Source organism: Agrococcus sp. Ld7 (assembly GCF_045064095.1).
Classification (GTDB): domain Bacteria; phylum Actinomycetota; class Actinomycetes; order Actinomycetales; family Microbacteriaceae; genus Agrococcus.
In genome coordinates, this window is the sequence record NZ_JBISGY010000014.1 from 20,279 (window position 1) to 40,722 (window position 20,444).

15 protein-coding genes are annotated in these 20,444 nt (G+C 71.4%); 13 read left to right on the top strand and 2 right to left on the bottom strand.

Annotated features, from left to right (window positions below; all coding sequences use genetic code 11):
* The first annotated feature begins 89 nt into the window (after positions 1-89).
* The 6 genes from polA to ACJJVL_RS03040 all read left to right on the top strand — a co-directional run bounded on the left by polA (position 90) and on the right by ACJJVL_RS03040 (position 9,207).
* Entirely contained in the window at positions 90-2,711 is a 2,622-nt protein-coding gene (polA, locus tag ACJJVL_RS03015) for a DNA polymerase I (protein WP_405216913.1), read from the top strand.
* Between the two features lie 40 nt (positions 2,712-2,751).
* Entirely contained in the window at positions 2,752-3,762 is a 1,011-nt protein-coding gene (locus tag ACJJVL_RS03020; protein ID WP_405216834.1) for an LLM class F420-dependent oxidoreductase, read from the top strand.
* A gap of 220 nt (positions 3,763-3,982) precedes the next feature.
* Positions 3,983-5,680, top strand: a complete 1,698-nt coding sequence (locus ACJJVL_RS03025) for a DUF885 domain-containing protein (RefSeq protein ID WP_405216835.1) — start codon at positions 3,983-3,985, stop codon at positions 5,678-5,680.
* 12 nt (positions 5,681-5,692) lie between these two features.
* Positions 5,693-6,160: a hypothetical protein gene (locus ACJJVL_RS03030; RefSeq protein WP_405216836.1), complete on the top strand. Its 468-nt coding sequence runs from the start codon at positions 5,693-5,695 to the stop codon at positions 6,158-6,160.
* A 134-nt stretch (positions 6,161-6,294) separates the two neighbouring features.
* Positions 6,295-7,755, top strand: a complete 1,461-nt coding sequence (rpsA, locus tag ACJJVL_RS03035; RefSeq protein ID WP_405216837.1) for a 30S ribosomal protein S1 — start codon at positions 6,295-6,297, stop codon at positions 7,753-7,755.
* Between the two features lie 90 nt (positions 7,756-7,845).
* Positions 7,846-9,207, top strand: a complete 1,362-nt coding sequence (locus ACJJVL_RS03040; protein WP_405216838.1) for a serine hydrolase domain-containing protein — start codon at positions 7,846-7,848, stop codon at positions 9,205-9,207.
* A 7-nt stretch (positions 9,208-9,214) separates the two neighbouring features.
* Here ACJJVL_RS03040 and ACJJVL_RS03045 read toward each other — a convergent pair whose 3' ends face one another.
* Complete coding sequence (locus ACJJVL_RS03045) at positions 9,215-9,832, bottom strand: DUF4126 domain-containing protein (protein WP_405216839.1); 618 nt, start codon at positions 9,830-9,832, stop codon at positions 9,215-9,217.
* 98 nt (positions 9,833-9,930) lie between these two features.
* Between ACJJVL_RS03045 and ACJJVL_RS03050 the strand changes: the two genes are divergently transcribed.
* Together ACJJVL_RS03050 and ACJJVL_RS03055 are read left to right on the top strand one after the other, a co-directional pair.
* Positions 9,931-11,556, top strand: coding sequence for a sensor histidine kinase (locus ACJJVL_RS03050; RefSeq protein ID WP_405216840.1), 1,626 nt, complete (start codon positions 9,931-9,933; stop codon positions 11,554-11,556).
* The gene (locus ACJJVL_RS03055) at positions 11,553-12,752 is read left to right on the top strand and encodes a diguanylate cyclase domain-containing protein (RefSeq protein WP_405216841.1); all 1,200 of its coding nucleotides are present in this window, start codon (positions 11,553-11,555) and stop codon (positions 12,750-12,752) included. The genes ACJJVL_RS03050 and ACJJVL_RS03055 overlap by 4 nt, the downstream gene beginning before the upstream one ends.
* Here the strand turns inward: ACJJVL_RS03055 and ACJJVL_RS03060 are convergent.
* Positions 12,734-13,546 carry a response regulator transcription factor gene (locus ACJJVL_RS03060; RefSeq protein ID WP_405216842.1) on the bottom strand — a complete coding sequence of 271 codons (813 nt, stop codon included), beginning with the start codon at positions 13,544-13,546 and terminating at the stop codon, positions 12,734-12,736. The two genes, ACJJVL_RS03055 and ACJJVL_RS03060, sit on opposite strands and share 19 nt — an antisense overlap.
* 114 nt (positions 13,547-13,660) lie before the next feature.
* Here ACJJVL_RS03060 and coaE point away from each other — a divergent pair, with 114 nt between their 5' ends.
* Genes coaE through ACJJVL_RS03085 form a run of 5 tightly spaced genes read left to right on the top strand, consistent with a single transcriptional unit; the run spans position 13,661 to position 20,436 of the window.
* Complete coding sequence (coaE, locus tag ACJJVL_RS03065; RefSeq protein ID WP_405216843.1) at positions 13,661-14,278, top strand: dephospho-CoA kinase; 618 nt, start codon at positions 13,661-13,663, stop codon at positions 14,276-14,278.
* 9 nt (positions 14,279-14,287) lie between these two features.
* On the top strand, positions 14,288-16,339 hold the full coding sequence (gene uvrB / locus ACJJVL_RS03070) for an excinuclease ABC subunit UvrB (protein ID WP_405216844.1): 2,052 nt from the start codon (positions 14,288-14,290) through the stop codon (positions 16,337-16,339).
* 19 nt (positions 16,340-16,358) lie between these two features.
* Complete coding sequence (locus tag ACJJVL_RS03075; RefSeq protein ID WP_405216845.1) at positions 16,359-17,129, top strand: LamB/YcsF family protein; 771 nt, start codon at positions 16,359-16,361, stop codon at positions 17,127-17,129.
* The gene (locus tag ACJJVL_RS03080; RefSeq protein ID WP_405216846.1) at positions 17,126-18,721 is read left to right on the top strand and encodes a carboxyltransferase domain-containing protein; all 1,596 of its coding nucleotides are present in this window, start codon (positions 17,126-17,128) and stop codon (positions 18,719-18,721) included. The genes ACJJVL_RS03075 and ACJJVL_RS03080 overlap by 4 nt, the downstream gene beginning before the upstream one ends.
* Entirely contained in the window at positions 18,706-20,436 is a 1,731-nt protein-coding gene (locus ACJJVL_RS03085; RefSeq protein ID WP_405216847.1) for an acetyl/propionyl/methylcrotonyl-CoA carboxylase subunit alpha, read from the top strand. The genes ACJJVL_RS03080 and ACJJVL_RS03085 overlap by 16 nt, the downstream gene beginning before the upstream one ends.
* The last annotated feature ends 8 nt before the right edge of the window (positions 20,437-20,444 follow it).

Sequence of the window (20,444 nt, forward strand, 5' to 3'; positions counted from 1 at the left end):
AACCGCGGCGTTCGCCGCACGAACGCCGCGCAGCCGAGTCGGCCGCCCGGGATAGGGTGACTGCCGTGTCGGAAACGAAGCCTACCCTCATGGTCATCGACGGGCATTCGCTCGCATTCCGGGCGTTCTTCGCGCTCCCGCTCGAGAATTTCGTGAACTCCGAGGGGCAGCACACCAACGCCATCCACGGGTTCCTGTCGATGCTCCTCAAGCTGCTGCAGGATCACAAGCCCACCCACCTCGCCGTCGCGTTCGACATCTCCCGGTTCTCGTTCCGCACCCGCGAGTACCCCGAGTACAAGGGCACGCGCGACGAGACGCCGAAGGAGTTCAAGGGGCAGATCCCGCTGCTGGAGGAGGCGCTCCACGCCATGGGCGTGCGCACCATCTCGAAGGAGGACTACGAGGCTGACGACATCCTCGCGACGCTCTCCGTGGAGGGTCCGAAGGCCGGCATGGACGTCTTCGTCGTCTCCGGCGACCGCGACACCATCCAGCTCGTGAACGAGCACGTCACGCTGCTGTACCCGGCCGTGCGCGGCGTCTCGGAGCTCAAGCACTACACGCCAGAAGCCGTGCGCGAGCGCTACGGCATCGAGCCCGAGCAGTATCCCGAGATCGCGGCGCTCGTCGGCGAGACGAGCGACAACCTGGTCGGCATCGACAAGGTGGGCGAGAAGACCGCCGTGAAGTGGATCACGCAGTACGGCACGGTCGCGAACCTGCTCGAGCACGCCGACGAGATCAAGGGCGTCGTGGGCAACAACCTGCGCGAGCAGCGCGAGCGCGCCGAGCGCAACCGTCGGCTGAACAAGCTGCTCACCGACGTCGATCTGGGCGTCACGCCCAGCGAGCTCGAGCGCGGCAAGGTCGATCAGGCTGCCCTGCGCGAGGTGTTCCAGCGGCTGCAGTTCCGCACCCTGCTCGACCGGGTGCTCAAGCAGGAGGGCAGCGGCGAGGCCGCAGTCGAGCTCGAGCCCGAGGTGCAGGCGCCCGCGGTGCAGAAGCTCGTCGACGAGGAGCTCGACCTCTGGCTCTCACGCGCGAAGGGCACGGTCGCCGTCTCGATCGCCCCCGACGGCCTCGGCGGCATCGCCGGGTTCGGGGTCGCGACCGAGGGGGCGAGCGCCTACGTGCCGTACAAGGCAGGCACGAGCGACTACGACGGATTCGTGGCGTGGCTCGCGTCCGACGCACCGAAGGCGCTCCACGACGTGAAGCTCGCCATCAAGACGCTCGAGCGGGCGGGGCTGACCCTCGGCGGCGCGGTGGACGACACGCGCGTCTCCGCCTGGCTCGCCACGCCGACCGCACCGCCCAAGACCTTCGAGCTCGATTGGCAGACCGAGTCGCTGCTGGGCGCTCCGCTGCCGGCCCCCGACCCGAATCAGCTGGTGCCCGAGATCGCACCGGAGCAGCTCGGCACCGTCGCGTGGCTGACGGGTGCACTCGCCCGCACGCAGCGTCCGAGGCTCGACGACGGCACGAGGGGCGTCCTCGAGGACATCGAGCTGCCCCTGATGCCGGTGCTGTGCCGCATGGAGCGCCAGGGGGTCGCCATCGATGGCGACGTGCTGCAGCGCATCCACGACACCATGCGCGAGCAGGCCGCCGGGCACGCGGAGGCCGCGTTCGCCGAGATCGGTCACGAGGTGAACCTCGGCAGCCCGAAGCAGCTGCAGACGGTGCTCTTCGACGAGCTCGACATGCCCAAGACGCGCGCGACAAAGACCGGCTACTCCACCGACGCGCAGGCGCTCGCCGACCTGCAGGAGACGAACCCGCACCCGTTCCTGGGCCTGCTGCTGCAGCATCGCGAGACCACGAAGCTCGCCCAGATCATCGAGACACTGCTCAAGGCCATCCAGGACGACGGGCGCATCCGCACCCGCTACGACCAGACCGGCAGCGCATCCGGCCGCCTCTCGTCGAACGACCCGAACCTGCAGAACATCCCGGTGCGCACGGAGGTGAGCCGCGAGATCCGCTCGGCATTCGTGCACGGCGACGAGTTCGAGACCATGCTCACGGCCGACTACTCGCAGATCGAGATGCGCATCATGGCGCACCTCTCCGGCGATGAGGGCCTCATCGAGGCGTTCCTGTCGGGGGAGGACCTGCACCGCTTCGTCGGCAGCCGCATATTCGGCGTCGACCCCAGCGAGGTGACGGCGCTGCAGCGCGTGAAGGTCAAGGCCATGAGCTACGGGCTCGCGTACGGGCTGAGCGCGTTCGGGCTGTCGAAGCAGCTGCGCATCAGCCAGGCGGAGGCGAAGCAGCTCATGCTGGAGTACTTCCAGCGCTTCGGCGGCATTCGCGACTACCTGCGCGGCGTCGTCATGCAGGCGAAGGACGACGGCTACACGACCACGATCTTCGGCCGCCGTCGGCCGTTCCCCGAGCTCACCTCCTCCAACCGCGTGCTGCGCGAGAACGCCGAGCGGCAGGCGCTCAACTCTCCCATCCAGGGCTCGGCCGCCGACATCATCAAGCGCGCCATGATCGCCATCGACCGCCGCATCCTCGACGAGGGCCTCGGCTCGCGGATGCTGCTGCAGGTGCACGACGAGCTGGTGTTCGAGGTCGCGAAGGGCGAGCGGGAGACCCTCGAGGCGATCGTGCGCGACGAGATGGGCGGCGCAGCGGAGCTCTCGGTGCCGCTGGAGGTGCAGGTGGGTGTCGGACCGAACTGGGACGCCGCGGCGCACTAGACCCAGCCGCCCGCGCAGCTGCGGCATCTAGGCTGAGCGGATGACTGCAGACGCGCTTCGATTCGGCCTGTTCATCCCGCAGGGCTGGCGGCTCGACCTGGTCGGCATCGACCCCGCAGACCAGTGGCAGCGGATGCTGTCGGTCGCGCAGGCCGCCGATGCCGGCGCCTGGGACTCGGTGTGGGTGTACGACCACTTCCACACCACGCCGCAGCCGACGCGGGAGGCCACGCACGAGGCGTGGACCCTCATGGCCGCGCTTGCGGCATCGACGGAGCGCGTGCGGCTCGGCCAGATGTGCACCTGCATGGGCTACCGCAGCCCCGCCTTCCTGGCGAAGGTCGCGGCTACCGTCGACGTGATCTCGGGCGGCCGGCTCGAGTTCGGCATCGGCGCGGGCTGGTACGAGCACGAGTGGCGCGCGTATGGCTACGGCTTCCCGGGCGTGGGCGATCGCATCTCCGCCCTGCGCGACGGCGTGCAGCTCATCCAGCGGCTGTGGGCCGACGGCGAGGCGTCGATCGAGTCCGAGAGCTTCACGGTCGACGGCGCGATCTGCCAGCCGCAGCCGCTGCAGACCGGGCGCGACGGCAAGCCGCGCATTCCCACCTGGATCGCCGGCGGCGGCGAGAAGCGCACGCTGCGCTACGCCGCGAAGTGGGCGGATGCCACGAACTTCGGCGGCAGCCCGGAGCAGTTCGCGCGCAAGCGGGACATCCTGCTCCAGCACCTCGAGCGGGAGGGGCGCGACCCTTCCGAGGTGCGGCTGACGTCGAACCTCAACATCGTCGTGCGCGAGACCGAGGCGGAGGCGCTGCGCGTCGTCGATGCGGTGCAGGCGCGCGCCGACTCGGCGATGCCGGCGGAGCACGCCGGCACGGGCTTCTCGACCAGGGGCGCGATCGTCGGCACGCCGCAGCAGGTGCTCGACCACGTGGGCGCGCTGCGCGAGGCGGGGCTCGGCACGCTCATCGCGTACATGCCGGAGGTGGCCTACGACCGCGCCGGCATGGAGCTGTTCGAGCGCGAGGTCATGCCCGCGCTCGCGTAGCCGCAGGAGCGGCGACCGGGCGCGGCGGGCACGTCGGGCGTTGCGGGCGCGTCGGGCGAGTCGGCCGCGGCAGGCGTCGCGGGCGTCCCCAATGGAGGACGCGTCGCGAGCGGAGGATGCTCGCTCCTCCGCTCGGGACAGATCCCGAATCCATCCTCTGGCGACGACGACCTGGGCGACGCTGGGAGACGGTGGGCGGCCGCGGCCGTAGGCTGGCGGCATGACAGCTGAGAACGTCGGCGCATCGGCGCGCCCCCAGTCCGACATCGACCGCATCGCCGAGGACTACGTCCATCGCAGCGCGGCGCTCAACCCCGAGATCAACGTCTACGTCGGCCTCGAGGGAGACAAGGCCGGCTACGGCGACTACTCGCCGGCGGGGCGCCGCGAGGCGACCGAGCTCGCGAGTGACGTGCTCGGCAAGCTCGCGGCCGCGGAGCCGGTGGACGACATCGACCGGGTCACGAAGTCGGATCTGGCGCGCGAGCTGCAGCTGGAGATCGATATCGAGGCCGCCGGCTGGGGCGACCGCGACCTGAACAACCTCGCGAGCCCCGCGAGCGGCATCCGCGACATCTTCGACCTGATGCCGACGGCGGCGGAGCAGGACTGGGATGCCATCGCGCAGCGCATGCGCAACGTGCCAGCTGCCTTCGACGGCTACATCGCGTCGCTGCGCGCCGGGATCGCGGGAGGCAACACGCCCGCGGCTCGGCAGATCGAGAACGTGCTCGAGCAGTTCGAGGACTACGCGCCCGGCGCCGGCTTCTTCCACGACTTCGCCGCGAGCGCGAGGGCGGGCGAGGCCGAGCTGCCCGAGTCGCTGCGCCGCGACCTCGCCACGGCTGCGGGCGTCGCGACCGAGGCCCACCAGCGGTTCGCGACCTTCCTGCGCGATGAGCTCGCGGCATCCGCGAACCCCGTCGATGCCGTCGGCCGCGAGTTCTACTCGCTCATGTCCCGCCGCTTCCTGGGTGCAGAGGTCGACCTGGACGAGACCTACGCGTGGGGCATCGAGGAGCTCGACCGCATGCGCAGCGAGCAGGAGGCGATCGCGAACGAGATCAAGCCCGGCGCGAGCGTGCAGGAGGCGATCGCGCACCTGGACGGCGACGAGAGCCGCAAGCTGCACGGCACCGACGCCCTCAGGGCGTGGATGCAGCGCACGAGCGATCGGGCGATCGAGGAGCTCGGCCGCACCCACTTCGACATCGCCGAGCCCATCAAGGCGCTGGAGTGCATGATCGCGCCGACCGAGACGGGCGGCATCTACTACACCGGTCCCGCCGACGACTTCTCGCGGCCGGGGCGCATGTGGTGGTCGGTGCCGAAGGGCGTCACCGAGTTCGACACCTGGCGCGAGCTCACGACCGTGTACCACGAGGGCGTGCCCGGGCATCACCTGCAGATCGCGCAGCAGACCTACAACCGCGGCGAGCTCAACCTGTGGCGTCGCGCGTCCGCCGGCACCTCCGGCCACGCCGAGGGCTGGGCGCTCTACGCGGAGCGCCTGATGGAGTCGCTCGGCTACCTCGACGACCCTGCGGACCGGCTGGGGATGCTCGACGGCCAGCGGATGCGCGCCGCGCGCGTCGTGCTCGACATCGGCGTGCACCTGGGCAAGCCGCGCCTGGACGGCACGGGGGAGTGGGACTTCGACTACGCCCTCGACTTCATGCGTCAGAACGTCAACATGAACGAGCCGTTCGTGCGCTTCGAGGTCAACCGCTACTTCGGGTGGCCCGGGCAGGCGCCGTCGTACAAGATCGGCCAGCGCATCTTCGAGCAGATCCGCGATGAGGCGCAGGACGCTGAGGGCGACGCGTTCGACCTCAAGCAGTTCCACATGCGCGTGCTGAACATCGGCGGCGTGGGCCTCGACACCCTTCGCCAGGCCGTGCTGCGCCGTGACGCGTAGCGGCACCGCGGCGTGAGCGCCCGCGACGCGGCGGCTCTCCAGCGGGAGCCGGTCGAGCACTTCGATCAGCTGGCGCAGCTGGAGGTCGCCGCGCTGGGCGCGCACGCGGGGGAGCCGATCGCCGTGTGCGATCGCGCCCGCGCTTCGGCGCAGCGGCTGATCATCGAGGAGCCGCACGCGGAGGCTGCGCCGACCGGCCTCCGCGCGCTCCTGCACGGCCGGCGCGCCGAGCGCGAGCACGAGGCGCGCCTCGAGGCGTGGTACGACGCGCTCGACGCGCTCGAGGCGGAGACGGAGGCCGCGATCGGTCGGTGGCGCGCGGCGAGCGACCCGGCGCTGCTCGGCGCCGCGACCGCCGACCGCGACGCCGCGATCCGCTCGCTGGTCGAGCGCGGCCTGTTCGACGCGCGGCTGGGCGAGGGAATCTGCGCCGAGCCGCTCGGCACGATGCTCGTGCGATCGGCCCTCGTGCACGACTGAGCCTCGGTTGTCGGCGGTGTCGGCCCGGTGTACGCTTGCTGGGTCACTCGTGTGGTGACGACTCCACTCCGAATCGCTGGATGGGCATCCGCATGCTCTCCGGCCCGAGACCCCCAACAAGGCACATCATCTCTATGACCACTGCAACGACCACGGCTCCCAAGCAGGTCGCTGTGAACGACATCGGCTCGGCCGATGACTTCATGGCCGCCGTTGAGAAGACCCTGAAGTTCTTCAATGACGGCGACCTCATCGAGGGCACCGTCGTCAAGATCGACCGCGACGAGGTCCTCCTTGACGTCGGCTACAAGACCGAGGGCGTCATCCCCTCGCGCGAGCTGTCCATCAAGCACGACGTCGACCCCACCGAGGTCGTCGAGGTCGGCGACACCGTCGAGGCCCTCGTGCTCCAGAAGGAGGACAAGGAGGGTCGGCTGATCCTCTCCAAGAAGCGTGCGCAGTACGAGCGCGCCTGGGGAGACGTCGAGCGCATCAAGGAGGACGACGGCGTCGTCACCGGTACGGTCATCGAGGTCGTCAAGGGCGGCCTCATTGTCGACATCGGCCTGCGCGGCTTCCTGCCCGCATCGCTCATCGAGCTGCGTCGTGTTCGCGACCTCACGCCGTACCTCGGCCAGGAGATCGAGGCGAAGATCCTCGAGCTCGACAAGAACCGCAACAACGTCGTGCTCTCGCGCCGCGCCCTCCTCGAGGAGACGCAGTCGGCATCGCGCGGTGCCTTCCTGCAGTCGCTGCAGAAGGGCCAGGTCCGCAAGGGCGTCGTCTCGTCGATCGTCAACTTCGGCGCGTTCGTCGACCTGGGCGGCGTGGACGGTCTCGTCCACGTCTCCGAGCTGTCGTGGAAGCACATCGAGCACGCCTCCGAGGTGGTCGAGGTCGGCCAGGAGGTCACCGTCGAGATCCTCACCGTCGAGCTCGACCGCGAGCGCGTCTCGCTGTCGCTCAAGGCGACGCAGGAGGACCCGTGGCAGATCTTCGCCCGCACCCACGCCATCGGCCAGGTCGCACCGGGCAAGGTCACGAAGCTCGTCACCTTCGGCGCCTTCGTGCGCGTCGCGGATGGCATCGAGGGCCTCGTGCACATCTCGGAGCTCTCGGCGAAGCACGTCGAGACCGCCGACCAGGTCGTGTCGGTCAATGACGAGGTCTTCGTGAAGATCATCGACATCGACCTCGAGCGCCGCCGCATCTCGCTCTCGCTCAAGCAGGCGAACGAGGGCGTCGACCCGGAGGGCACCGACTTCGACCCGGCGCTCTACGGCATGCTCGCCGAGTACGACGAGCAGGGCAACTACAAGTTCCCGGAGGGCTTCGACCCCGAGACGAACGAGTGGAAGGAAGGCTTCGACGAGCAGCGCGAGGCCTGGGAGGCCGAGTACGCCGCAGCGCAGACGCGCTGGGAGGCGCACAAGGCGCAGGTCGCATCCGCGCGCGACGCCGAGGTGCTGGGCAACGACGTGCCTGCGAGCGCACAGTCGTTCGGCGGCGCCACCGAGGAGACGGGCGCCGGCACCCTCGCCGACGACGCGGCCCTCGCAGCGCTGCGCGAGAAGCTCACCGGTTCGTCCGAGTAGGTTCCGCACACAGAGAACGGGTCGCACCTTCGGGTGCGGCCCGTTCTTCGTCGCCGGGAGCAGCCGCGGGTCGCCAGGTGGCAGGATCGGATGGTGCTCACCGACGACGCGACGCTGTCCCGTGCCCTCGACTACGCCGACCGCTGGCTCGCGTACCGCTGCTGGCGGCTGCGCCTCCCAGGCGTGCAGGCCGCCGTGCGGGTGGGCGGAGCGCTGGTGCTCGAGACCGCGCACGGGGTGGCGGAGGCGGCCTCCGGCGAGCCGCTGACCCCGCAGCACCGCTTCCGCATCGCATCGCACTCGAAGTCGCTCGCCGCGCTCGCCGCGATGCGCCTGGTGGAGCAGGGCAGGCTGCGGCTCGACGACGCGGCCCAGGATCGTGTGCCGGCGCTGCACGGCACCGAGGCCGGCAGGCTGCAGGTGCGCGAGCTGCTCTCGCACGGCAGCGGTGCGGTGCGCGACGGCGATGACGTCGCCTTCTGGCACCTGCAGGCACCCTTCCCCGATGCCGAGCGGCTGCTCGCCATCGCCGCGGCGGGTGTCGCGCGCGTGCCCGCGAGCGCTGAGTTCAAGTACTCGAACGTGGGATTCGGCCTGCTCGGGCTCGTGATCGAGGCGGTCACCGGCACCGCCTACGAGGACGCGCTGCGGCAGCTGGTGCTCGCACCGCTCGGGCGCGAGGACGTGACGGCCGACCTGACCGACGACGCAGCCCAGCTCGTGACCGGTCACTCCGCGCTGCACTCCAGCGAGGAGCGCCGCGCACTGGGGAGCCCACGTGCCGGCGCGCTCGCCGCTGCCACCGGCGCGGTCGCGACGGCGTCGCAGCTCACCGACGTGCTCCGCACCGTGACGGATGACGACGACCGACTGCTGGGCGCCGAGGCCAAGCGACGCATGCGCCAGCAGCAGTGGACGACCGCGGCGCGCGACGGCGGCGCCGCCGGCTACGCCCTCGGGCTGATGCTGCGCTCCATCGATGGGCGGGAGTGGGTCGGGCACGGCGGCGCGTGGACGGGCCAGGCGACGCGCACGCTCGTCGACGTCGAGCGCGACATCGTGGTGAGCGTGCTCGCGAATGCCATCGATGCTCCGGCCGAGGAGCTGGCGGTCGGCGTCGCGCGACTCATCGACGCCGCGCTCGACGACACGGATCCGGCCGCGGACGAGACGCTCCACCTGGCACGCTCGTTCGAGGGCACCTTCTCGAGCCTCTGGGCACGGGTCGACGTGGTCGAGCTCGGCGGCCGGCTGCTGGTCGTCTCGCCGACCGCCGCCGACCCGATGGCGGCCGTGGATGTGCTCACACCGCTGGACGATGACCGCGTGCGGGTCGCGGCCGCGACCGGCATGGGCTCGGGGCACGAGATCGCGGTCGTGGAGCGCAATGCCGTCGGTCGCGTCGTGCGCTGGCGCGGGGCGATGCACCTCGACGCGGTCGAGGAGCGCTGACCCGGCGTCAGCCGCGTCGCTCGGTCGCCGGGCGGAGGTCGGCGTTCCGCTGCTTCCTGGCATTGCGAAGCAGCGACACCGCCAGCAGCCCCAGGAGCGCGAGCCCCAGCAGCACGAGCAGCGGCGCGGCGATCGCCAGCAGCGACATCCCGACCGCGCCGACGTCCTCGATGGTCGACAGCACGGGCGCGGCGGCGCCCACCGTCGCGACGTTCGCGGCCGGTCGGATCGCCGTCTTGCCCAGGTGCACCGCGAGCGCGATGGCGGCGCCCACCGCTATCGGCACCCACTGGTTCGACGAGAAGAAGGCGGCCGGATCGGTGACTGCGACGGTGGAGGAGGTGGACGAGGAGCCGAACACCAGCCCACCGGCGGTCGGCCGGACGATCGACTGCACGACATCGTTGATGCTGTCGACCGCGGGGATCTTGTCGGCGACGACCTCCACCACCAGCAGCACCGCGACGATGCCCAGCACCCATCCGTTCGAGATCCAGGCCCAGCCGTCGGGCAGTGCGAGCGCCTCGGGGAAGAACCGATTCGCGACGCCGACGATGAGCAGCGGGATGTACGCGTTCATGCCCGCGGCCGCGGCGAGGCCCGAGCCGGTCAGGAACTCCAGCATGGTGACTCCGATCGCGTGGATGTGAACGCTGTGTGCGGCGATCGTAGCGCTGCCCGCGGCGAGGCCCGTGGGAGCGCCGCGCACGGTACGGTCGACGTATGATCCCGGCCGTCACTCCGGGACGTACCGGATCGGTGCGGCCCGATCGCACGCGCGAACGGGCGACGGCCGTCAATCAGCTGCTGCTGGCCGCCGCCTGCCTCGTCGCGAGCGGACTGATCGTCGTGCTCGACAACGTCCAGGACGGCCAGACGCTGTTCTTCGGCGTGCTCGTGGTCTTCGCGCTCACGGTGGCTGCGCTCATCGTGCCCTGGAACCGCATCCATCCCCGCTGGGTCAGTCTCGTGCCGGTCGGCGACCTGATCGCGATCTTCTTCCTGCAGGTGGGGCAGCCCGCCGCGCAGCTCTGGCTCCTGTGGATGGTGCCCGCGACCTGGCTGGCGACGATCGGCGGTTGGAAGGGTCTCGTGGTCGGTGCCGCCGGCTCCAGCGCGCTGTACTGGATCGTGACGCTGCTGGAGGGCGGCTTCACCACCGCCGTGCAGATCGTGCTCGGGCCGCTCGCGCTCACGATGGCCGCGGTCGTCGCCTTCGTGGCGGCGCGACGATCGGCCGCGCAGCGAGCGCTGCTCGATGAGCAGGCCGAGTATCTCGACCACGCGGTCGAACGGGCGCGTCGCCAGGAGGACGCTGTGAGCGAGCTCCTGGACGCGGTGGACTTCGGGGTCGTGCGCATCGGCGCCGACGGTGCGATCTCGATCGAGAACGACGCCCACGCGCGGTTGAGTGCCGGCGGGATCGACGGCGAGCTGTTCGGCGCCGACGGCGAGACCCCGATCAGCGCGATCGACACGCCGCTCGCGCGCGCTCGGCGTGGGGAGACGTTCGACAACGCGCTGCACTGGCAGGGTCCGCCGGGCGAGAATCGACGGGCGCTGCAGTCGACGGCACGACGGCTGCTCGACGTCGACGGCACCGATGTCGGCGCGATCCTCGTGACCCGCGATGTCACGGCGGAGCGCATGGCCGAGTCGATGCGCGACGAGCTCGTCGCGTCGGTCTCGCACGAGCTGCGCACGCCGCTCACGAGCGTGCTCGGGCACATCGACCTCGCGCTGGAGGATGCCGGCGTGGGCCCGCAGACGCGACGCAGCCTCGAGATCGCCGAGCGCAACGCGTCGCGGCTGCTGGTCATCATCGGCGATGTGCTCGCGGCGACCGCGGACGGCCCTGGTCGCTTCGACGTGCGACCGGTGGAGGAGGATCTGGCCCGGGTGGTCTTCGCCTCCGTCGAGGCGCTGGAGCCGAAGGCCGAGAGTCGTGGGATCCGGATCGACACCACCGGCGTCGAGTCCGCACTCGCGGTGATCGACGCCCACCGCATCCGCCAGGTGGTCGACAACCTGGTCGGCAATGCGGTGGCCTACCACTCGGGAGACGGCCTGATCGAGGTCGGGGTGACGAGCGACGACCAGCACGCGTGGCTGGTCGTGCGGGATGACGGGCCCGGCATCACTGCCGACGCGCTCCCGCGGCTCTTCGAGCGGCGATTCCGCGGTGCCACGGGCCAGTCCATGCGGCCGCAGGGCAATGGCCTCGGACTGACCATCAGCCGCGATCTGGTGCGCGCGCACGGCGGCGAGATCAGCGTGCAGAGCGAGCCCGGCAGCGGAGCGACGTTCGTCGTGCGACTGCCGCTGCGCAGACCGGGAGTCAACCCATGAGCCTCGATGCGAACACCGTCACGCTCATCACCGCCCTCGTGGTGCACGTCGCAGGCGGTGTGTTCGTGCTGGAGACGATGCTGCGCAAGGACGACCGCGCGGGGCGCGTCTGGGCGCTCGGCTTCATCGCCGGCATGATCGCCACGGAGGCCTTCCTGCTCGAGGCCGTCACCGACGCGGGCTGGTGGCCCGTCGCGCTCGGCAGCGGAGCGTGGGTCGCGACCCTCGGCCTGCTGTGGATCGGGGCGCGGGTCTTCAACGGCAAGCGCGGCAGGTGGGCGGAGATCCTGGTCGCGATCGGCGCGCTCGCTGCCTGCACGGCCGCGCTCCTCGACGCGGGCGGCGCCGGCTGGAGCGTCCTGGTCATGTTCGCAGCCAACGCCGTCTTCGCCGCGCTCGGCGCCGTCGAGGCCATGCGCGGTGCCATGGGACGCACGCGCACCGCGCTCGGCTTCGCGGGTGTGCTCGCGGTCGCGTGCGTCTTCCAGATCGTGCGCTTCATCAGCGCAGCCACGCTCGGCACCGAGCACGAGCTCTTCCGGGAGTGGGTGAGCAGCGGCATCGCGGGCGTCGTGACGATCTGCCTCGTGATCGTGGTGGTGGTCACCGCCTCCGTGCTGCGCGCAGAGCAGGTGCGGCTGCGCGGCACCGAGGACTCCTCGCTCATGGCGATCGCGCCCGATGGCGTGCTGCTCGAGCCGTCGTTCGTGCGCGTGCTGGGCGGGCGCCTGATGCGCGCGAACCGGCGCGCGGAGCTCTTCGCGGTGCTCGTCATCCGGATCGACGCGCTCACGCGCATCGCGACCGCCTTCGGGGTCGATGAGGCCGATCACGTGCGGCAGGCCGCGCGTGCCGCGGCGCGGCGGCTGTCCCCGACGACCGCCGCGCTCGGCACGAACGACCACGGCACGCTCATGCTCGCGTTCCAGCCGACGTCTCCCGCCGATGCGCGGCAGCTCGCGGCCCGCATGCACCGCGCGATGCTGGATCAGCTGGCCACCGCGGGCGTGCCGGTGCTGCCGCCCATCGGCATGGGCGTCAGCCTCACGAGCGTGAGCGGCTACGACCGCGACACGCTGCTGGACGCCGCGCGGCAGGCGGCGAAGCGGGCCATCGCGAGCGACGACGTCACCGTGGTCGTCGCCGGTGAGGACGACAGCGACGAGCCGACAGCGGATCAGGCGGTGCGGCGGTAGCCGACCCCGCGGACCGTCTCGATCCAGCGCGGCTCAGAGGGCGACTCGCCCAGCTTGCGGCGCAGGTTCGCGACATGGACCTCGATCGCGCGCGCGTCGTGCTCGCTGAGGTAGTGGTCCGGCTCGCCGCGCTCGCCGCGCAGCATCCCCGCGAGCTGCATCTTGCTGACCACTCGACGGCCCGAGCTCAGCAGCATCCGCAGGATGTCGAACTCGCTGCGCGTCAGCTCGAGCTCGTCGCCCTCGAGCTCCACCACGCGAGCATCGGACTGCAGCCGCAGGCCGCGGTGCTCGAGCAGCTCATCCTCGGTGTCGTGCTCCATCGACGTCGCGTGATCGAGCTCGACCGTGGTCGTGCGGCTCGCGTACGGCAGCTCCTCGGTGCTGGAGGGCGGCATCGGGGGCGATGGATGCGTCGAGGCCATCATGCGCGGGCGGCGCATCATCGCCTCGATGCGAGCGCGCAGCTCGCGCGGCCGGAACGGCTTCACGATGTAGTCGTCGGCGCCGGTCTGCAGGCCGACGAGCGTGTCGATCTCGTCGCCGCGCGCGGTGATCATGACGATGTAGGCGGTGCTGATCGCGCGCACCTGCCGCGCGGTCTCGAACCCGTCGATGCCGGGCATGTTCACGTCGATCGTCACCACGATCGGGTCGTGCTCGCGCACGAGCTCGACGCCGGCGACGCCGTCGGGTGCGGTGTGCACCTCGAACCCGCCCTGCACCAGCACCTGAGCGAGCAGCTCACGAATGTCCTCGCCGTCCTCGATGACGACTGCGACGTCCTCGTTCATGAGGCCTCCCTGCACTTCTGCACCGCGGGCCACGGCGCCGTACGCCCGATGCTACCCTGACGCCGCTGACCGCTGACGCGGCGCATCCTCGCTCGTGCGTGCAAGACTCGTTCCATGCCTCTCATCGCGCTCACCGGCGGGATCGCGTCCGGCAAGTCGACCATCGCCCGCAGGCTGCGGGAGCACGGCGCGATCGTCGTCGACGCGGACGCGCTCGTTCGCGCGCTGCAGCAGCCGGGCATGCCGGTGCTGGCCGCCATCGCCGCGGCGTTCGGCGATCACCTGCTGCGGCCGGACGGCTCGCTCGATCGTGCGGCACTCGGCGCAGTGATCTTCACCGACCGTGACGCGCGGCAGCGGCTGAACGGCATCGTCCACCCCGCGGTGAGCGAGGAATCGGCCCGCAGGTTCGCCGCGGCCTTCGCCGATGATCCGGATGCGGTGGTGGTCTACGACGTGCCGCTGCTCGTGGAGGCGCGGGCGGAGGACCCGTGGGATCTCGTCGTGGTGGCGCACGCGCCCGCCGAGACGCGCATCCGGCGCCTCGTCGAGCTGCGCGGGCTGGACGAGGCGGATGCGCGTGCCCGCATCGCATCCCAGGCGAGCGACGACCGGCGACTCGCGATCGCCGACGTCGTGGTGGACACCGACACCGAGCTGTCGGAGACGCTCGAGCAGGTCGATGCGCTGTGGGAGCGGCTCTCGCAGGATCGTGTGGGCGGTCGCTCGTAGGCTGGGGGCATGGAACCGACCCGTGCCGTGCGGCCGTTCGAGGTCATCAGCGAGTACACGCCCTCCGGTGATCAGCCCAAGGCGATCCGCGAGCTCACCGACGCGCTGAACCGCGGCGAGACCGACGTGGTGCTGCTGGGCGCCACCGGCACGGGCAAGAGCGCGACCACCGCCTGGCTGGTCGAGCAGGTGCAGCGGCCCACGCTGGTGCTCGCGCACAACAAGACCCTGGCGGCGCAGCTGGCGAACGAGTTCCGCGAGCTGCTGCCGAACAACGCGGTCGAGTACTTCGTCTCCTACTACGACTACTACCAGCCAGAGGCCTACGTGCCGCAGACCGACACCTTCATCGAGAAGGACTCGTCGCTCAACGCCGAGGTCGAGCGACTGCGGCACTCGGCCACCAACTCGCTGCTGTCGCGCCGCGACGTCATCGTCGTCTCGACGGTGTCGTGCATCTACGGCCTCGGCACGCCCGAGGAGTACCTCGAGGCGATGGTGGCGCTGCAGGTGGGCATGCGGATCGATCGCCAGGCGCTGCTGCGCCGCTTCGTCTCCATGCAGTACCAGCGCAACGACGTGGCGTTCACGCGCGGCACCTTCCGCGTGCGGGGCGACACGATCGAGATCATCCCGATGTACGAGGAGCACGCGATCCGCATCGAGCTCTTCGGCGACGAGGTCGAGGCGATCTCCACGCTGCACCCGCTCACCGGCGAGGTGCTGCAGACCCACCAGTCGGTCTCGATCTTCCCCGGCAGCCACTACGTCGCCGGCAGCGACCGCATGCACAAGGCGATGGAGCGCATCCGCGATGAGCTCGACGGGCGCCTCAAGGAGCTCGAGCGCGAGAGCAAGCTGCTGGAAGCGCAGCGGCTCCGGATGCGCACCACCTTCGACCTCGAGATGATGGAGCAGATCGGCTTCTGCTCCGGTATCGAGAACTACTCGCGGCACATCGATGGTCGCGCTCCCGGCGAGGCGCCGCACTGCCTGATCGACTACTTCCCGGACGACTTCCTGGTCGTGATCGATGAGTCGCACGTCACGGTGCCGCAGATCGGCGCGATGTACGAGGGCGACTCCAGCCGCAAGCGCACGCTCGTCGAGCACGGGTTCCGGCTGCCCAGTGCGCTCGACAACCGGCCGCTGAAGTTCCCGGAGTTCCTCGACCGCACGCCGCAGAAGGTCTACCTCTCCGCCACCCCCGGCAAGTACGAGATGGGGCTCGCTGACACGGTGGTCGAGCAGATCATCCGCCCGACGGGGCTCGTCGACCCGCAGCTCGTGGTCAAGCCCACGAAGGGCCAGATCGACGACCTGCTCGAGCAGATCCGGGTGCGTGCCGAGCGCAACGAGCGGGTGCTCGTGACGACGCTCACGAAGAAGATGGCGGAGGAGCTCACGGAGTACTTCACCGAGGCCGGCGTGCGGGTGCGCTACCTGCACTCGGATGTCGACACGCTTCGCCGCGTCGAGCTGCTCACGCAGCTGCGACAGGGCGTCTACGACGTGCTGGTCGGCATCAACCTGCTGCGCGAGGGCCTCGACCTGCCGGAGGTGTCGCTCGTGTCGATCCTGGATGCCGACAAGGAGGGCTTCCTGCGCTCGTCGACCTCGCTCATCCAGACCATCGGCCGCGCCGCCCGCAACGTCTCGGGCGAGGTGCACATGTACGCCGATCGCATCACCGATTCCATGCGGCTCGCGATCGACGAGACCGATCGTCGTCGCGCCGTGCAGGTCGCGTACAACCTGGAGCACGGCATCGACCCGACGCCGCTGCGGCGCCGGATCGCCGACATCACCGAGGTGCTCGCGCGCGAGCAGGCCGACACGGCGGAGCTCCTCGAGGGCGCCAGGCGAGGGGCCCCGACGCCCCGCCTCGCGCACGATCGCTCCGACCTCGACGGGCCGGGCCAGCTGGAGTCGATCATCGCCGACCTGTCCGCGCAGATGACGGAGGCGGCCGGCGAGCTGAAGTTCGAGCTCGCGGCACGGATCCGCGACGAGCTGCACGACCTGAAGCGCGACCTGCGGCAGATGCGCGAGGCCAGCTAGGGCCGGGCGGGAGCAGCGCATGCAGACGATCGACCTGAACGCCGACCTGGGCGAGAACACCCCAGATCGGATCGTTTGCGACGACCAGGCGATGCTCCGCATCGTCACGAGCGCGAACGTCTGCGCGGGGTTCCACGCCGGCAGTCCTGAGGGCATCGCGACAACGCTGCGCGCCGCGGTCGAGCGGGGCGTCGCGATCGGCGTGCACCCCGGCTACCGCGATCACGAGCGCTTCGGCCGCGTCGACATCGACATCGATGCCGCCACGCTCCAGGCGCAGGTCGAATACCAGTTGGGAGCGGTGCAGGCGCTGGCGCGTGCCGCCGGCGGCCGCGCCGTCTTCGTGAAGCCGCACGGTGCGCTCTACAACGCCATCGCGCACGACGAGCACCGCGCCGGTGCCGTGGTCGCCGCGATCCGCGCCGTCGACCCGACGCTCGTGCTGCTCGGGCTGGCAGGGGGCGTGGCGCTCGACATCGCCGAGCGTCGCGGTCTCGCGACCGCCGCGGAGGCGTTCGCCGACCGTGCGTACACGCCGGAGGGGCTGCTGGTGCCGAGGAGCGTGGACGGCGCGGTGCTGCACGATCCGCAGCTGGTGGCCGCGCGCATGGTGCGGCTCGTGCAGGAGGGGGTCGTGGAGGCCATCGACGGGTCCGAGGTCGCGGTGCGCGCGGCATCCATCTGCGTCCACGGCGACAGCGCCGGCGCCGTCGCGATGGCGGCGGCCACGCGCGGTGCGCTGGAGGCTGCGGGCGTGACGATCGCATCGTTCGCGGCGCCGGCGCCATGACGCGCGTGCTGACGGCAGCCGACACCGCGCTGCTGCTGGAGGCCGCCGACCTGCAGGCGTCGATGCGCCTGCTGCCGGCGCTCGTCGCGGCTGACCTCCCCGGCGTCACCGAGCTGGTGCCCGGCGCCCGGACCATCCTGGTGCGCTTCGACGCGCATCGCACGACCGCCGCTGCGCTCCGCGAGCGACTGCTCGCGATCGCGCCGGGGTCGGCGCCCAGCAGCGATGCCGATCCGCTCGTGATCCCGATCCGATACGACGGGGCCGACCTGGAGGAGGTCGCGCGGCTGCTCGGCGCCTCCCCGGAGCAGCTCGTGACCCGGCACCTCGCCGCCAGCTGGACGGTCGCCTTCATGGGCTTCGCACCGGGGTTCGGCTACCTGGTGAGCGACGACCCGCGCTTCGATGTGCCGCGGCGCGCGTCGCCGCGCACGCGCATCCTGGCTGGATCGGTGGGGCTCGCCGGGCGCTGCTCCGGCATCTACCCGCAGGCGAGCCCCGGCGGCTGGCAGCTCATCGGCCGCACGGATCTCGCGATGTGGGACCTCGATCGCGACCCGCCGGCGCTGCTGCGGCCCGGCACCGCCGTGCGCTTCGAGCGCGCAGCGCGCGAGATGGTGCACGCCGCAGCGCCGCGGGCCGCGCCCGTCGATGCCCGGTGGATGATCGAGGTCGTTCGCCCCGGCGCGCAGCTGCTCGTCGAGGATCTCGGCCGGCCGGGCTTGGCCGCGCAGGGCGTCGCGGCCTCCGGCACCGCCGATCGCGCATCGCTGCGGGAGGCGAACCGTGCGGTCGGCAATCCGCCGGGTGCCGCAGGGCTGGAGCACGCCGGCGGCGGTGCGGTGCTGCGATTCCGAGGCAACGCCGTGATCGCGCTCGCGGGCGCGCGCGCCGACGCTCGAGTGCTCGTGGGCGGTCGTGCGCCGTCGCTCGCGGTCGAGCACGGCGAGCCGGTCGCGATCGAGGATGGTGACGAGCTCCGCGTCGGCGCGCTGTGGGACGGGCATCGCGTGCTGCTGGCGATCCGCGGAGGCCTCGACGTGGAACCGGTGCTCGGGAGCCTCGCCACCGACACGCTCGCGCAGCTCGGGCCCGCGCCGCTCGCGGCGGGCGCCGTGCTGCCGCTGCACGGCCCGAGTCGCGGAGCGCTCGCGGTGGAGCCCCTGCGATCGCCACACCTGCCGCTGCCGATCGCTGGCGAGACGGTCGAGATCGAGATCGTGCTCGGCCCGCGCGACGAGTGGTTCACGGCGGAGGCCACCGCGGCCCTCCTCGGGCAGGAGTGGCTGGTCACGCCGCACTCCGATCGCGTCGGGCTGCGCCTGCGCGGGAGGACACCGCTCGAGCGCGCCGTGCGCGGCGAGCTCGAGAGCGAGGGCACGGTCACCGGTGCCATCCAGGTGCCCGGCGACGGGCAGCCGGTGCTCTTCCTCGCCGACCACCCGCTCACCGGCGGCTATCCCGTGATCGGAGCGGTCGTGGACCGCGATCTCGATCTCCTGGGGCAGCTGCCGCCGGGCGCCCGCATCCGCTTCCACCTCGCCGCGTCGCAGGCAGCACCCGAACCGGGGGACCCGTGCAGAAGATCCTGATCGCCAATCGCGGCGAGATCGCCGTCCGCATCGCTCGTGCGTGCGCGGAGGCCGGCTACCGCTCCGTCGCCGTCTACGCCGACCAGGATCTCGACGCGATGCACGTGCGGCTTGCCGACGAAGCCTTCGCGTTGCCGGGCACGACCGCCGCCGAGACCTACCTGAGCATCGCGGCGCTGCTCGACGCGGCACGCGCATCCGGAGCCGACGCGGTGCATCCCGGCTACGGCTTCCTCTCCGAGAGCGCCGAGTTCGCCCGCGCCGTCGAGTCGGCAGGGCTCACGTGGATCGGCCCGAGCCCGGAGACGATCGATGCGCTCGGCGACAAGGTCAGTGCGCGAGCGATTGCCCTGCGCGCCGGAGCGCCGCTCGCTCCCGGCACCGACCGGCCGCTCGCGGACGCTGCGGAGGCCGTCGCGTTCGCGCGCGAGCACGGCGTGCCCGTGGTCGTGAAGGCGGCGTTCGGCGGCGGCGGGCGCGGCCTGAAGGTCGCTCGCACCGTCGAAGAGGTCGCCGACGCGTTCGACGCCGCCATGCGTGAGGCGGTCGCCGCCTTCGGGCGCGGTGCGTGCTTCATCGAGCGCTATCTCGAGCATCCCAGGCACGTCGAGGTGCAGGTGCTGGGTGACGGCGACGGCACGGTGGTGGTCGTCGGCGACCGCGACTGCACGCTGCAGCGACGCAGCCAGAAGCTCATCGAGGAGGCTCCCGCGCCCCGGCTGCACGACGAGCAGCGCGCGCGCATGCACGCGGCGGCGCGCGACATCTGCGCGGCGGTCGACTACCGCGGCGCGGGCACGGTCGAATTCCTGCTCGGCCGCGACGGCACCATCTCCTTCCTGGAGGTCAACACGCGGCTGCAGGTGGAGCATCCGGTCACCGAGGCCGTGACGGGCGTCGACCTGGTGCGCGAGCAGTTCAGGATCGCGGAGGGCCTCGGTCCGTCGTGCAGCACGACGCCGCCCAGTACCGGCCACGCGATCGAGCTGCGACTGAACGCCGAGGATCCGGGCCGCGGATTCCTGCCGAGTCCCGGGCGCATCGAGGCCCTGCGCGTGCCCGCAGGTCCCGGCATCCGCTGGGACTCGGGCGTCGAGGCGGGCGACCGCGTCGAGGCCGCGTTCGACTCGCTCGTCGCGAAGCTGATCGTGCACGCGGCCGACCGGGACTCGGCCATCGCGCGCATGCGCAGGGCACTCCGGGAGCTGCTGGTCACGGGCGTCGCCACGGTGGCGCCGGTCGCCACCGCTGTGCTCGGCGAGCCCGACTTCGCGACCGCGACGTTCTCGGTCTCGACCCAGTGGATCGAGGCGACGCTCATGCCGCGCCTCGCGCCGCAGGCGCGATCCGCGCGTGCCGACGCCCCCGCCATGCAGCGCGTGCCCATCGAGCTCGACGGGCGGCGCATCCTGGTCGGGCTGCCGGAGACGCTGCTGATGGCCGCGAGCGGAGCATCGCGCGCCGACACCGATGCTGCAGGCGGTGCCGTGTCGGCCCCGCAGGAGGACGCGGTGCTCGCGCCCGTGCCCGGCACCGTCGTGCGGTGGATGGCCGACGAGGGTGCGTCGGTCGAGGCGGGCACGCCGATCGCGGTGCTGGACGCGATGAAGATGGAGACCGTCGTGCTCGCGCACCGATCCGGCACGCTCGTGCAGCGCGCGCCGGTCGGGTGCGACGTGGCCCTGGACGAGGCGATCGCGCGCATCGAGCGGTGATCCGGGTG

Bases quoted from the DNA above. Each gene is read 5' to 3' on its own strand.
- coaE (WP_405216843.1), top strand. From the start codon at position 13,661: ATGCCTCTCATCGCGCTCACCGGCGGGATCGCGTCCGGCAAGTCGACC.
- ACJJVL_RS03045 (WP_405216839.1), bottom strand. From the start codon at position 9,832: ATGCTGGAGTTCCTGACCGGCTCGGGCCTCGCCGCGGCCGCGGGCATG.
- ACJJVL_RS03040 (WP_405216838.1), top strand. From the start codon at position 7,846: ATGGTGCTCACCGACGACGCGACGCTGTCCCGTGCCCTCGACTACGCC.
- polA (WP_405216913.1), top strand. From the start codon at position 90: ATGGTCATCGACGGGCATTCGCTCGCATTCCGGGCGTTCTTCGCGCTC.
- ACJJVL_RS03020 (WP_405216834.1), top strand. From the start codon at position 2,752: ATGACTGCAGACGCGCTTCGATTCGGCCTGTTCATCCCGCAGGGCTGG.
- ACJJVL_RS03060 (WP_405216842.1), bottom strand. From the start codon at position 13,546: ATGAACGAGGACGTCGCAGTCGTCATCGAGGACGGCGAGGACATTCGT.
- ACJJVL_RS03050 (WP_405216840.1), top strand. From the start codon at position 9,931: ATGATCCCGGCCGTCACTCCGGGACGTACCGGATCGGTGCGGCCCGAT.
- ACJJVL_RS03075 (WP_405216845.1), top strand. From the start codon at position 16,359: ATGCAGACGATCGACCTGAACGCCGACCTGGGCGAGAACACCCCAGAT.
- ACJJVL_RS03025 (WP_405216835.1), top strand. From the start codon at position 3,983: ATGACAGCTGAGAACGTCGGCGCATCGGCGCGCCCCCAGTCCGACATC.
- ACJJVL_RS03055 (WP_405216841.1), top strand. From the start codon at position 11,553: ATGAGCCTCGATGCGAACACCGTCACGCTCATCACCGCCCTCGTGGTG.
- ACJJVL_RS03080 (WP_405216846.1), top strand. From the start codon at position 17,126: ATGACGCGCGTGCTGACGGCAGCCGACACCGCGCTGCTGCTGGAGGCC.
- rpsA (WP_405216837.1), top strand. From the start codon at position 6,295: ATGACCACTGCAACGACCACGGCTCCCAAGCAGGTCGCTGTGAACGAC.
- uvrB (WP_405216844.1), top strand. From the start codon at position 14,288: ATGGAACCGACCCGTGCCGTGCGGCCGTTCGAGGTCATCAGCGAGTAC.